The organism is Methanobacteriaceae archaeon, assembly GCA_030656015.1.
Lineage (GTDB): Archaea > Methanobacteriota > Methanobacteria > Methanobacteriales > Methanobacteriaceae > UBA349.
The window spans coordinates 73,437-87,173 of the sequence record JAUSNX010000001.1; the positions used below are offsets into that span (position 1 = coordinate 73,437).

Below are 13,737 nucleotides of genomic sequence, written 5' to 3' on the forward strand. Positions count from 1 at the left end.
AGAAAGAATTACTTAGAGTTTACTAATTAAGATAATAAAGGAGTTACGTATATGAATTATTTAGGGTTAATATTAAAAAATCCATTTAGAAATAAAACCCGAAGCGCCTTGGCTATTGTGGGTATAGCTATTGGTATTGCCACCATTGTGGCTTTAGGACTGGTAACTAGCGGCCTCCAGGCATCCACTGAAACAACATTAAAAGCAGGTTCGGCTGAAATAACTGTTACCAAAACTGGTTCTAACAGTTTTCAATCAACCGGAGGCAGTATTGACGAATCTAAAGCCAATGATCTTTTGAAAATTAGTGGAGTCAAACAAACAGCAGGAATATTAAAGGCCAATGCCAATATCTCAGGTGCTTCAATGGGGCCCGGCGGTGGATTTACGGTGAATGGTATTGAAAAAAGTAAATTAAGTCTGGTGGGAGTAAGTAGTGTAAATGGATCAGTATTTAATGAAAATGCCAATGAAATAATTTTAGGAAAGACCGCAGCAGATAGTCTAAATAAATCTGTGGGAGACAGTATCGATATTTTTGGAGTGAAATTCAAGATTACTGGAATATTTGAAACTGGAAATTTCATGTCAGATGCGGGGGCTTATGTATCCTTAAGTAAACTACAGAATCTTACCAGTAATGATAATAAAATAACTGCTATATCCGTAAAAGTTACTGACAATGCCAATGTAACTGAAGTAAGTAACAGAATTGCAGATAAATATCCAAATGAATTAACAACATCGACCGCTGCTGATCAGGCAAATCGAGTAAATGATGCTTTAGGCTACATTGACACCGCCACCTGGGCAATTTCACTACTGGCCATACTCATTGGTGGGGTGGGAGTTATTAACACCATGATCATGTCAGTTTATGAACGAACCCGTGAAATCGGTGTTTTAAAAGCGGTAGGGTGGAGAAGTCGTAGAATATTAGGTATGATTTTAGGAGAATCCATTGTACTCACTTTAGTTGCTGGTACGGTAGGTACCATAGTCGGAATTGTGGGCGTAAATATTCTACTTGCATATTCTGCTAGTTTCGGTACTATGATTAACCCAGTTTATTCACTTGACCTATTTTTAAGAGCCTATGGAGTAGCATTCTTGGTAGGTATCATTGGTGGAATATATCCTGCCTACCGGGCATCAAAATTAGCACCAACTGAGGCGTTGCGCTATGAATAATCAAAACAATACGGATTCTAATATTGGAAAAAATGAAAAAACACATTCTAATCCAGAAAATCAAAACAATGAAGATTCTAATATTAGAGAAAATCAAAAAACACATTCTAATCCAGAAAATATTATAGAAATACAAAACCTTAAAAAAAGCTATGATGATGGTAAAATAAAGGCCCTGAATGGAATAGATTTGGAAATAAAAAAAGGAGAGTTTGTTTCCATAATAGGACCGTCTGGTTCTGGAAAATCTACCCTTTTAAATATGATTGGAGCTTTGGATGTTGCGGATGAAGGTTCTATTAATGTGGCCGGTATTGATTTAACTAAAAACAAAGATTTAAGCAGATTTAGATCTGAAGAAATTGGATTTGTATTCCAGCTACACAACTTGATTCCCAATTTAACAGCCAAAGAAAATGTGGAAATACCCATGCTAGAAACTGCATTTTCTAGTAAAGCCATGGAAGAAAGAGCTATAAGTCTTTTAAAATCTGTGGACTTGCCGGATAAGCTCGATCAAAAGCCCACCAAACTTTCAGGTGGACAAAGACAGAGAGTGGCCATTGCCCGCGCACTGGTTAATCACCCATCTATTATATTGGCCGATGAACCTACCGGTTCTCTGGATTCGAAAACAGGAGACATAATACTGGATCTTATAAAAGACCTTCATCAAAAGGAAAATGTGACTCTGGTACTGGTAACCCACGAACCATATGTGGCCAATATGGCAGATAGAATTATTACTGTGCGTGATGGAAAAATAAAGGAAGAAAAAGCGAATTTGAAATAATAATTTTTTAAATTTCTTTTCTTATATTTTTAAATTAAATTAGATAATATAATATAGAATCGGTAATTATATTCACTGAAGCACCTAAAATATTATAATAATTTTATATTTCTACATCTTAAAGGGATACAAATGAAAAAAGTGCTCTGGTGGTTAATTCTTGGTACAAGAGGTGGAATTAATCGTGCCAAGATAATTAAAAAATTAAATGAACGACCATATAACGCACATCAGCTTGCTGAGTTATTAGATGTTAATTATCGAACTATAAGACATCATATGAAAATTTTAGAGGACAGTGCAGTTGTCCAATCATCAGGGGCCAAATATGGTAAAATGTATTTCCTCTCTGAGAAAATGGAAAACAATTATAATGAATTTGAAGCAGTTTGGAATCAAATAAAAGAAGCTGAAAAATAAATTACATTATAATATTTGAAAGCAGTATTGGAATCAAATAAAATACGTAACAAATTAATTTAAAAAAATTAATTAAATATTCAAGTGATTAAAATGGCCGCAGAACTATTAGGATTATCTGGAATTAAACTTTTATCTATTGTAATAATAATAGCAAATATAGGGCTTGCCGGTGGCCTATTGTATCTATATATAAAAAGCTACAATCAAATAAAAATAGGTTTTACCGTAGGACTTATTCTATTTGCATTTTTGTTAATGATTAAAAATTTGGCCACTATAATACTTATACTAACCGATAGTTCTGCTATTATGGATAAACCCTATTATGTGGGAGATATCATCGAATTGATAGCCCTAACTATTTTATTAAAAGTTACCTGGGATTATTAATTGTTATATCTTAAATGATTGCTTAATAAACAATTAATTACAAAAAATAATTTTAGGTATAGATAATTATCAAATAAATTAAAATAAAAAAATTGTAATTAATTTACAGTAAATATACTAATTTTTAGATAATTATAATTCAATAAAAATAGAATCCTCTTCAATAATAACATCATATCTATTCAAATCTGATGCCTCGCCTGTTAAAAATTTCATTAAGGTAGATACATTTTTAAAGACTTTACCAGTAGTAACATCGTACTGAGTTCCGTGCACTGGGCAAATGACTAAGTTCTTGCTTAATTTTCCATCAGGTAAATATCCTCCCCTATGAGTACAAATAGCATCAACAGCATGGAAATTTCCATCAACATTAGCTATTAAAATCTGTTTTTCCTGAACTGAAAACCCTTTCATAGTGCCTTCTGAAATATCCTTTAATTCACATAACTTTTCCATTTTAACGCCCCTTAAATTTATTCTAACAAAAACCTCAATAAATTTATTATTTAGATTTTAAAACCGGATTTAATTAATATTTCTTATTTAAACTATTTAAATATTATAAATTGAAATATTATCTTTTTAACGAGTATAATTAAACCAGCCACAGTATTTTCATCCTTATTCTAAAACTAAAATAATATTCAATTTTTCAATTAAAATCATAAATCTATATATCCTCTAAAATTCAAATTATAAACATCAACAAATTTCACTAGTGTATATTAAACCATGTGTTTAGAATTACATCAAAAGTAGATTTTGTTGATCGGAGGAGATATAATCTCGCGAAAAATGCAGATGGCAATTGTAATAGCAATATGCATCGCTTTTTCTTGTTCCAGCACCATATATGCCCAAGATATAAATCAATCAATAACCAGTGATAACACCTCTTATGAATTAGTTAGTAATAACAGTTCAATAGGAGATAATTCGACAGAAATGAATCAAAATCAAATACTTGTCGATACATCGAATAACACCAAGAACAATTCCACCGAACATGAAGAAGCAGACGTTGTAAATAATGAATCAAAACGTCCAAATTCAACCTCCCTAAATAATAACTCTGCAAAAGAAGATATAAAAGCAGCAGGAACCACCAACAGTAAATATTCAGCGAAGTTCGACCTTAAAAGCATTAAAAATGCTGCATCAAAGGTCAGAGTGTACATCGAAAACAACCATAAACTACCTGGCTATGTAGTTATCTCAAACTACAATTTAACCATGAGTGAATTCCTTTACTTGCTGGCAAAAGGAATAACTCAGATCAATAGTGGAAAAACCACAAGCATAACTCTCAAAAGTGTATCTGCTGCCAGTAACCCAAATGGAAATTCAAAAGTAGGCGTTCTCTATAAATCAGCTTACCTAACCTTAGCTAGTAAAGTGGCCAACTATATAGAAAATAATAGAAGAGCACCAAATTACGCAAGTAGCTCACTAGGAAATATTCAGTATCAACGACTAATTTACACCATGTCAAAAATCCTGAACTTCCAGGCAACAAAAGGATATCTACCTAAATATGTTTCCCTAACCAGTATCAGCATTTCCGGTTCTAGCAACACCGGTGAGATTGGTATTAGTAATGTAAATGATGCATATAATGGTGAAATCCTTTCCAATTACCTGAAGTCCACCTCGAATTGTCAGGTTACCAATTCCCAGATTAGTGCATTATCGGCTTCCATCACTAAAGGATTAAGTTCCAAGTGGAGTAAAGCCTCAGCAATCTTTAACTGGGTACGGAACAACCTCAATTACAGTTTCTACTACAATACTAAATACGGAGCAGTACAAACTCTACAACTAAAAAAAGGAAATTGCGTAGACCACAGCCATTTATTAATTTCTCTAGCAAGGACAGCAGGGATTCCATCTCGATATGTGCATGGATCAACTGTATTCAATAGTGGAACAACTTACGGCCATGTTTGGGCCCAACTCTATATAAATGGAGTATGGTATGCGGCAGATGCTATAAGTTATAGTAATAGTTTGGGTGTTATAAAGAATTGGAACACCTCATCAGTTACTATTAAAAATAAATATGCAGAGCTACCTTTCTAAAAGAAAAGCGTGTATAAAAGTCCCCATTTTAATTTTTAATGTGGGGTTTTTATTTTTTATTTTTTTTGGCTAATTTTTAAAAATTTGTAAATTAATTATCTCATTTAAAAGTTAATTAGCTCATATTTTTATAATTAATACTTTATTTTTATTAAAAAATATTATTATTATTATTATTATTATTATTATAAGATAAAAATAAATGATAGTTTATCATATTCATTAATATCTACTATATTTTAAAAATACAAAGTTTTTGATTAAAATGAGTTTTACAAATCCCTCTGTCAAGAATATAAGTGCCTGGAAGAAAAATCTTCTAAAATTAATGCGCATTTTTATCCTAATTATGGGAATCACAATAGTCATTTTTGGAGTAGGTGGGATTAAAGTATTTGGTATAATGGCCCTAATCGCACTTTTAATTATTTATTTACCCAATTTTTTAAACCCACAACACAAGCAGGTTATTCCTGTCGAAGTGGAAATAATGTTTTTAGTAGTGGTTACTCTAGAATATGTTTTAGGAAATACTTTCGGCCTTTACGGTAAAATACCACACTATGATGATTTTATGCACCTTACAGTTCCGTTAATGGTTTCTTTGATTGGAATGATGTTCTTATATACTGCATACATCTATGGAAAAATAAGGGCCAGTCTGGCATTAATGGCTTGTTTAATCATTCTCATAACCATAGGAATAGGTGGAATACTTGAAATGGTAGAATATTCCTATGATAACTTTATTTATTCCCATATAAGCCAGGTACTTCCTACTGGCCTTACTCAAGGTTCTTTAACTCAGAATCCTTTAGATGATACGATGAGTGATCTTTTTACTGATGCTTTAGGTGGAATCATAGGTGCCTTAATTGGAATCTTTTTTATAAGGCGTGCTGAGAAAAAAGGCCAGTGCATAGAATGGGTAGATGAATTTGCTGAATTAGAAGGTTTAAAAAAAGATAATAATGAATTAGATTAGAATTGGAATATAATAAATCAAATTATAACGCCCACTATTTAAGGAATATTATTGAAACCATGAACAATTAAATCCTAGGATCATACTCCAATTCCTTAAATTTAATGATAAATTTAGTTCCTGAACTAGTATCCAATTTAATTGTACCCTCTAGTTGACCTACCAGCGAATTAACCAGTCTTATTCCTAAAGATTTCATCTTTTTAAAGTCCATATTCCCAGGTAATCCAATACCATCATCAGAAACTTCTAAAACATAATGATCATCTTCTAAGAAAAATTTAATAGTAATTGTGCCTTTTCTTCCCTCAGGAAAAGCATATTTTATGCAATTAGTCATTAATTCATTAATTATAAGGCCACAGGGAATGGCAGTATTAATATCCAAAACTACTTCTTCTACTTCCCTTTTTAAACTTATTTGATTGGTATTTACTCCATAGGAAGACATTAATTCAATAGAAAGTTTAGAAATATAAACCGAAAAATCAATATGGCCCAAATCAGTAGCCTGATAAAGACTTTCATGTATCATGGACATGGATTTAACACGGTTTTGACTTTCTTGGAATAAATTAAGAGCCTGTTTATCATTAACATACCTTTTTTGAAGATTCAACAGACTTGAAATGATTTGCAAGTTGTTTTTAACCCTATGGTGAATTTCCCTGAGTAAAATTTCTTTTTCTTCTAAAGAAGCTTTTAAAAAGTTTTCAGATTCTTTTTGATCAGTTATATCCTGTACTACAGTGCATAAGATATGAGGGGTGCACTTTTCAACAAAAAAATTATTTATCATGACATCCCTTGAAGACCCATCCAAACGTATAATCTTTGTTTCCTTTATTTTTAGGCTATCTGGAAGTATTTTATCTTTGAAAGCATTTTCAAATTCATTTTTATAATAGTTTAATGGTTCCATCATATGGCCATTATCATCTATACCCATTTCATTAATGGTTAATGGAATCAAGTCATGAATTATTTCATGAATAAACTTATCATTAAAATCTTCTTTTTTAATCCCAGTTATTTCTTCCATGGAACTATTCCAATCAATAATTATTCCCGGAGCTATTGCCAGTGAAATACCATCAGATATCTGTTCAACAACACTACGGAATTTAAATTCACTTTCAATAATTTTTTGAGAAGCCCTTTTTATTTCTGTAAGATCTGTTCCTATTATGACAAACCCAGTAGTTACTTTAAGAATATCCAGTATAGGAGAAATATTAAGAAAAACATCAATTTTCTGGTGGTCTATAGAACAAATCACCGATTCAATATTAAATTGTTTTCCATCTTGTATAATTTCCTTTAAATCTATTTTTTGCTTTGAAGCAAAAATTTTATAAAAGGGTTTTCCAATTAAATCATTCTCATCATATCCCAATACTGAAGTTAAACTATTATTCACTTTAGTTATGTTTCCTTTATGGTCTGCTAGAATTAATAAATTAGGCATAGTAGAGATAATTTTTTCTGCTGCTTGAGATGGAGTTAGAATAGGGAAATCATATCTCCAAACCCCATAAGCAATGAAAACTAGGCCTATAGTTAAAAAAGTCTTGGTTAATTCTGGAATCTGAATGTAGAAACTTCTTAAAATAAAATCTGTGATTATACCCAATATAAGTGGCATGAATATTCCAAAGCTAATATAGAATGATTGTCTTTTTTGTCCGGTCTCTGATTGAAATGCATACAAAAATACCATCCATGACGAAATAAATGAAACTAATACGGTCCAAAGGGCAAATAAATCATAGATAGTTTCATCTAAGGGTATAGAATATATCCATCCCCAGTACTCATGTATGGGTGGTCCTATGAAAAAATTGGTTCCTATACCTAAAATTACAAAAATCAATGCTGGCCCATAAATCAGCAAGTAAGTTAATTTACTTCTCAAGATATATGATCTTTGAGTAAAAATAAACGCGGTATGTAGCAATACTGCTGGTATAAAAGGCCAAAATGCACTAAATTTCAGCCATATAAATGCACTACCTGATGATTCTGCTAAACGATAAGCAAATTCACAAAGTGCCATGAATGAAACAAGTACGCTGAAAATAGTAATTGTTCGATTTAGAGAGTTCTTAGGGTTCCTAAAGTAAATGAAGTTAGCTATAAAAAAGGAGGTTATGGCCGATATTAAGGAAATTATTGCAAATTCATTCAATTTGGATTTCACCTTCACTAATATTAATTATTGCTCTTTATTAATATTAACTTTTATTATTTAAAATCCACTAATTCAATATATTTAACCCAAAAACAGAAATTAAATAATTTAAAACCAGTGCAATATCTTTAATTTAGTTAAAACTTTTTAATAATACTTTAATTGGATTAGATTCATTTTAAAAGAAAATTAAGTATTTTAGTAGGCAATATTAATAACTTAAAAGGAAGTGATCTTTTAAATCAGCTTATAAGAAATATTGGGGACGATTTTATCCTACAATGTAATAATGAGCATCTAAAAGATCTTGAAGTTAAATTAGAGTCTTTAAATGGTAATAAATAATATTATACTAATGTAAAAATAAATAAAATAAAAAAATATTAAATTTTAATTTTATATTATCTATTAAAATCGATTTTTCCATTAAATTCTTTTAAAACACCTTTATTAATCATATCTCGCAGAACACTATTTATACGATCAAAGGTCTTCTTACTGGTGGTCTTGAAACCAAAGAGACGTGAAGTTTTAATAACCAGTTCTCTCTCAGGAGTCATGGATTCAAAGTCCAGAACCATTCTAATGGCCTCTTCTATTTCTTCCGCAGAAATAAAGGTAATATTTGGTTTATAAATCCTCTGCCTAACTGGCACATTAGATGTGTCATTCAATAATAAGAAGTCACCGCTACGCCTTATATTACCATTGTTTTCAGCCATCTCTACTGCACTGGAGATAATATTCCGTACTTTATTTCCTGCTCTCCTAAGGCCACATCCCTCACGAATTCTCCTAATAATTTCTTCATAATGAATAGGGCCCTCTATAGATACAATTTCACTAACTACAGTAGATACAACAGGAGTAGGACTTTTATAAAGTTCATCAGAAGTTGTTAGAGTAGTAGATTCATAAGGTTGATAGGGAATGAGTTTATCTTCTAATTTTGGTGGTGAAGATGGGTTTAATTGTTTAGAATGTTCTGAATCTATTTCTTCAGTTTGAAGATTTGATTCTTCTAGATCTGTTTCCTTAGATAATGGTTGGCCAATATCTGAGTCAATAGTAGAATCAATATCACTAGTTTTAACATTTCCAGTAATATCTGAATCTTCAGAATCTATATCTTCCGAAGGTATATTTTCAGCATCAATATTTTTAGAAACTATATTTTCAGGATGGGCATAACTTGATTGGACTTCAAAAGAACTATCAAGTTCTGAAGAAGATAATTTTATACCATTCTCAATGAGAACCTCATTTTCAGACTTTTCATCCATAGTTTCTTCTGCTAATTCACCTATTGCAATTTCAGATTCTTCAATTTCTTCTAAATTCTCTCCTAGATCATTGATTTCTTCTGATTCTTTTTCAAGCTCAGTAGTTGTTTCTATTTCAATAACACCAATGGCATTTAATAGCTTTTTCTGGGTTTCTTCCCGATTCCGGTACCAGTCAGTGGACCATACATGAATAATCTTCCAACCCAGGCCTTCTAAAACCTGTTCACGGAGACGATCCCTATCACGGGCCACAGCAGAGCTGTGATACATGGCCCCATCACATTCAATACCTACCATGTATCTTCCATGGTCTTCTGGATCTACAATAGCCATATCTACTCTAAAACCAGCGCATCCTATACTTCTTTCTACTTCTAGGCCATGTTCTTCCAGGAATTGGTAAACTGAGTCTTCAAATGGGCTCTGTATTTCATCATTAGTTCCTTTTTCTAGGCTTAAGCTACCGTTTTCAGCGTATTGTAAAAAGGTTTTGAGAGCTTTCACCCCAAATGGTGTTCCCCCAGTTACATGGAGATCCATGGAACGGAAATTAGAAAAGGCCACACATTTTTCCCGGGCCCTGGTAATGAGTACATTTAAACGGCGTTCTCCACCTTCTTGATTTAATGGGCCGAAGTTCATGGATATTTTTTGATTTTCATCAAATCCATAACCTATACTAATGAATATAACATCCCTTTCGTCACCCTGGATAGTTTCCAGATTTTTAACAAAGAAATGCTCGTCAGCATCTTCTCTAAAGTACCTTTCCATTTTAGGATGTTCTTTTCGCATTAATTCCAGTTCTTCTAGAATTGCGTTCATCTGGGCCACAGAAAAAGTCCCAACACCCAGACTCTTAGTTCCTTTATACTTTCTAAAGTGATTGAATATTTCTTTAACAACTTCCTTAGCTTCAACCGGGTTGAAAGATCCTCTTCCACGCTCATAAACAGTTTCTGGAAGATAATTAAGTTTTAAACCTAATTCTTCACTTTCATGGCAGGGTGAAGGATAAACTAGAAGGTAGTTATCATAGAATTCCTGGTTGGATACTGCAATCAGTGATTCGTGCCGGCTACGGTAGTGCCAGCGCAACATTTTTACCTGGAAACTACGTTTGCACAGGTGAAGAATACTTTCCATGTCTGCTGCTCGAGCCACTTCTTCTGTTTCCTCTTCAGATATAATCATCTGATCAAAAAATGAAGTTGGTGGGAGTTGATTAGTATCACCCATAACCACCGCAGTTTTTCCCCGTAAAAAGGCACCTAGAGCGTCTTCTGGTTTTACCTGAGATGCTTCATCAAAGATTACCACATCAAATTCCAGTTTTTCATTGGCCGGATCTAAATACTGGGCAATGGATAAGGGACTCATCATAAAGCATGGTTTAATTTGCTGTATGAGTCCTCCGGATTTTGCTAGAAGTTTTCTTAAAGGTAGGTGGCCTCTTTTTCGTGTGAATTCTCCACTGAGAACATTGGCCTCGGAGTTAGGAGCTGCTCCTCCAAATACTTGAGGCATATTATGATTTAACTTATTGAATAATCGTTTACGATTGAGCTCAATGATTTTTGAATCCAGTTCCTGGAATTCAGTTATTCTACCCTGATGTAAATCTCCAATAAATGTGTAGAGAATGGAAATCTCTTTAAAGGCCATGCTTAAAAGACTATCGGCCAAATTACCTTCCATTATATCCTTAACATCATCAAGGGCTATAGCTCCAGATTCAACTGATGGAATAAATGGTGCTGCCTTGGTTTTCATGCAAAGCTTCTTTTTCTCCAGATACTGAGACCATAAAGGCAAAATACTGAGATTGTCCTTCCATAAACGTAATTTGGTTTTCCATTGACTGAAAGTAACCATTTGTGGTTCTTTATTGAATATTATGTGACTATGAGTATTTAGTGTGGATTTAAGGGCATCTAATGATTTAGAGAAATAATCATTTTCTGCTAAGAGTTCATTTTCCATTTGAGTTATTTTTTCATGGTCTATTCCACTGACAACCAATTCCATAGTTTTATCAGTGATTATATTTTCATTTGCCAGTTTTCTAAATTGAACCATCCACTTGGCAGTGGCCGTTAATTCTTTAACTGAGGAGTTTTCCAGGTTCCAGTGTGATCCAAAGAACTTCCGGGCCACTTCTTCATGTTCATGCAGTTGATTTTTTAAGTTGGTTAGATCTTTTAAAGATTCTAAATCCTGTATAATCTCATAATCATTTTGTGGTGGGTTTTTAATGTAAAGTGAATCAATTTCGTTTTTGATTTTCCGATATTTACCACTTAAAAACTTGATTTTACTGGAAGAATGTTCCAGATAGTCCCTTAACAACTTATCCAGATCTTTTTCCAAGACCGAGTCATGGAATCTTTCCAGTATAGTTATACTTTTTTGAAGTTTCTCCAGTTTCTCTAAAAGTAAAAAGGCGTCATTTTCATGTTCATCCCATACTGGTGAATTTAAAATTTCTAAATCCACTGGCTTTGATTCAGATAATATTTGAGAGGCTAGAATAGTTTTATCCAGTTCATAGAAGTTTTTGGAATTTTTAATACCATATTCCTCTTCAAATGCCTTGACTTTTTTGCGGAATAAATCTAAATTATCTTGAGTTTCAATTATTTGCTGTTCAATCTCCCGTATGGTGGGAGGTAAAATCATTCCAGGGTCAGTTCCAGACCATGGATTTTCAGCTAAGGGAGGTAATAATTCAGAAAGACGGGTGAGGTTTTCCAGTTCAATAATGGATTCTTCCCATTGTTCAGGAGTTATATCTTCTGGAGATGGAATTCTTACCACTGGAATCTCTGGAAACTTCTTCTCTGCACTTTCTTTCATTCCAAAAAGCTGGAAAGGTGATAATCGTATTTTGTATAGTGGCTGATGAAGTGCCCGATTATATTCATTTAATTGTTTTCTAAGGGTCTCTAAACGATTAAGCTGCCGATCAATATCCAGATCTTCTTCCGGCATATCCTTTAGAGAACTTTCCAACTCTTGTAAAACATCTTTTTTACGGGTTTTATGAGAGTGCAGCTCTAAACAGAATTTTCCCAGGCCTATTCGATCCAAACGGCTTTTAACCACTTCCAGAGCAGCCATTTTCTCACTGACAAAAAGTATGGTTTTGTCATTGGCCATGAGCTCAGCAATGAGATTAACAATGGTCTGTGATTTACCCGTTCCGGGTGGTCCTTCCACCACCAGGTTAGATCCTGCTTTAACATCTTCTATGGCTGCTATTTGTGACGAATCAGCATCCATTACATGGTAAACGTCTTTATATTTAAGTCGTTCATCCACTTCACTTTCCATGAAATTGGAGCGTTCTTTTGCTAAATCTGGGTTGAAAATAGCACTTATTAGTGGTTTTTCAGTTATATCTATAGTTTCCTTGTAAGTGGCCGGGTCCAGGTCACGGTACATGACGAACTTGGTAAATGAAAAGAAACCAAGCTGTATTTCGTCGTGGACTTTCCATCCTTTCATGGATTTGGTGGCCTTTTTAACCTTCTTTAGGTATTTTTTGATGCCCTCGGCATTGACCGGCATATTAAATTCAGGAAGTTCAATATCTTGTTCCTTTAACTTGGCCTGGAGAGATATATTGGTTAGTATGTCATTACCGTCCCAGTGGATAGAAAAAGACATCCCTACTTTTCTTCTTTCAATTATAACTGGAATAAGAACCAGTGGTGCCTTCCTTATATCTGGTACATGTGGTTCGTCCCATTCTAAAAAGCCCAGGCCTAGATAAAGGATATTATATCCCTGTTCCTGGAGCATGGTACGGGCCCTTTGATTAATATAAAATAGTCTTCTTTGAAGCTCAGATGGTGTTAATTCCGTTTCCAAAAAACGGTTTTTCTGTTCTTCTACAGTTTCCTCGTCAATTGGTGGGAATTCCCAGAGATCCGAATCTTTATCTTCAGTTTTATCTTCATCTTTTATTATGGTATCTACTTTAGCTATTTTGAGGTTCTCCACCATGGATTCTAAAATAGCACTGTTTTCATCGGAGAGATCTTCAGGTAGTTCTCTTTTCTCTTCAGCCTCTTTTTCTAATTCTCTTTCTAACTCTTTTTCATCTCTTTGAGGCAGGAACTGCATTTTTTTCTCATTTAAAACCAGATAATCGTAAATGTGAGAGGGAGTATCATTTACCACTTCAATGGTTCTAGAGCGAGGTCTAAAGTTTAAAAGCTGATTACGCATACTTAAATCAAGTAATTTTCTTCTAAGACTCTTAAATTCTTTTTGAATTGATTTGTTTGCTTTAGACCCCATATTTTCCCTCTTATATTGTCTATTTTTTCCATTTATATTATAAATTGATATTATTATAAATTGATGAAATGAATTTCATTGATTAATTACC

Annotated in this window: 9 protein-coding genes; 6 read left to right on the plus strand and 3 right to left on the minus strand. The window is 33.2% G+C overall.

All coding sequences use genetic code 11. The features are described from left to right. Window positions 1–51 precede the first annotated feature (51 nt). From Q7I96_00340 to Q7I96_00355, 4 genes are all read left to right on the plus strand, one after another. Window positions 52–1,191, plus strand: coding sequence for an ABC transporter permease (locus Q7I96_00340; protein MDO9626056.1), 1,140 nt, complete (start codon window positions 52–54; stop codon window positions 1,189–1,191). Next, window positions 1,184–1,984, plus strand: coding sequence for an ABC transporter ATP-binding protein (locus tag Q7I96_00345; GenBank protein ID MDO9626057.1), 801 nt, complete (start codon window positions 1,184–1,186; stop codon window positions 1,982–1,984). Before Q7I96_00340 ends, Q7I96_00345 begins: the two co-directional genes overlap by 8 nt. Window positions 1,985–2,116: 132 nt before the next feature. Then, window positions 2,117–2,404, plus strand: coding sequence for a winged helix-turn-helix domain-containing protein (locus Q7I96_00350; GenBank protein ID MDO9626058.1), 288 nt, complete (start codon window positions 2,117–2,119; stop codon window positions 2,402–2,404). A 93-nt stretch (window positions 2,405–2,497) separates the two neighbouring features. Then, window positions 2,498–2,797 carry a hypothetical protein gene (locus Q7I96_00355; protein MDO9626059.1) on the plus strand — a complete coding sequence of 100 codons (300 nt, stop codon included), beginning with the start codon at window positions 2,498–2,500 and terminating at the stop codon, window positions 2,795–2,797. A 132-nt stretch (window positions 2,798–2,929) separates the two neighbouring features. Here the strand turns inward: Q7I96_00355 and Q7I96_00360 are convergent, their stop codons facing one another. After that, on the minus strand, window positions 2,930–3,256 hold the full coding sequence (locus tag Q7I96_00360; GenBank protein ID MDO9626060.1) for a Rieske 2Fe-2S domain-containing protein: 327 nt from the start codon (window positions 3,254–3,256) through the stop codon (window positions 2,930–2,932). 345 nt (window positions 3,257–3,601) lie between these two features. Here Q7I96_00360 and Q7I96_00365 point away from each other — a divergent pair, with 345 nt between their 5' ends. Together Q7I96_00365 and Q7I96_00370 are read left to right on the plus strand one after the other, a co-directional pair. Further along, the gene (locus Q7I96_00365) at window positions 3,602–4,879 is read left to right on the plus strand and encodes a transglutaminase domain-containing protein (GenBank protein ID MDO9626061.1); all 1,278 of its coding nucleotides are present in this window, start codon (window positions 3,602–3,604) and stop codon (window positions 4,877–4,879) included. Between the two features lie 265 nt (window positions 4,880–5,144). Continuing rightward, window positions 5,145–5,864: a hypothetical protein gene (locus Q7I96_00370; GenBank protein MDO9626062.1), complete on the plus strand. Its 720-nt coding sequence runs from the start codon at window positions 5,145–5,147 to the stop codon at window positions 5,862–5,864. A 67-nt stretch (window positions 5,865–5,931) separates the two neighbouring features. Here Q7I96_00370 and Q7I96_00375 read toward each other — a convergent pair whose 3' ends face one another. Both Q7I96_00375 and Q7I96_00380 read right to left on the minus strand, forming a co-directional pair. Continuing rightward, on the minus strand, window positions 5,932–8,052 hold the full coding sequence (locus Q7I96_00375; GenBank protein ID MDO9626063.1) for a histidine kinase dimerization/phosphoacceptor domain -containing protein: 2,121 nt from the start codon (window positions 8,050–8,052) through the stop codon (window positions 5,932–5,934). Window positions 8,053–8,456: 404 nt separating this feature from the next. Next, entirely contained in the window at window positions 8,457–13,646 is a 5,190-nt protein-coding gene (locus Q7I96_00380) for a DUF3320 domain-containing protein (GenBank protein ID MDO9626064.1), read from the minus strand. Window positions 13,647–13,737: the final 91 nt, after the last annotated feature.

Coding starts and splice junctions, on each gene's coding strand:
- Q7I96_00380 (MDO9626064.1), bottom strand. CDS start 13,646: ATGGGGTCTAAAGCAAACAAATCAATTCAAAAAGAATTTAAGAGTCTT.
- Q7I96_00370 (MDO9626062.1), top strand. CDS start 5,145: ATGAGTTTTACAAATCCCTCTGTCAAGAATATAAGTGCCTGGAAGAAA.
- Q7I96_00360 (MDO9626060.1), bottom strand. CDS start 3,256: ATGGAAAAGTTATGTGAATTAAAGGATATTTCAGAAGGCACTATGAAA.
- Q7I96_00345 (MDO9626057.1), top strand. CDS start 1,184: ATGAATAATCAAAACAATACGGATTCTAATATTGGAAAAAATGAAAAA.
- Q7I96_00350 (MDO9626058.1), top strand. CDS start 2,117: ATGAAAAAAGTGCTCTGGTGGTTAATTCTTGGTACAAGAGGTGGAATT.
- Q7I96_00355 (MDO9626059.1), top strand. CDS start 2,498: ATGGCCGCAGAACTATTAGGATTATCTGGAATTAAACTTTTATCTATT.
- Q7I96_00340 (MDO9626056.1), top strand. CDS start 52: ATGAATTATTTAGGGTTAATATTAAAAAATCCATTTAGAAATAAAACC.
- Q7I96_00365 (MDO9626061.1), top strand. CDS start 3,602: ATGGCAATTGTAATAGCAATATGCATCGCTTTTTCTTGTTCCAGCACC.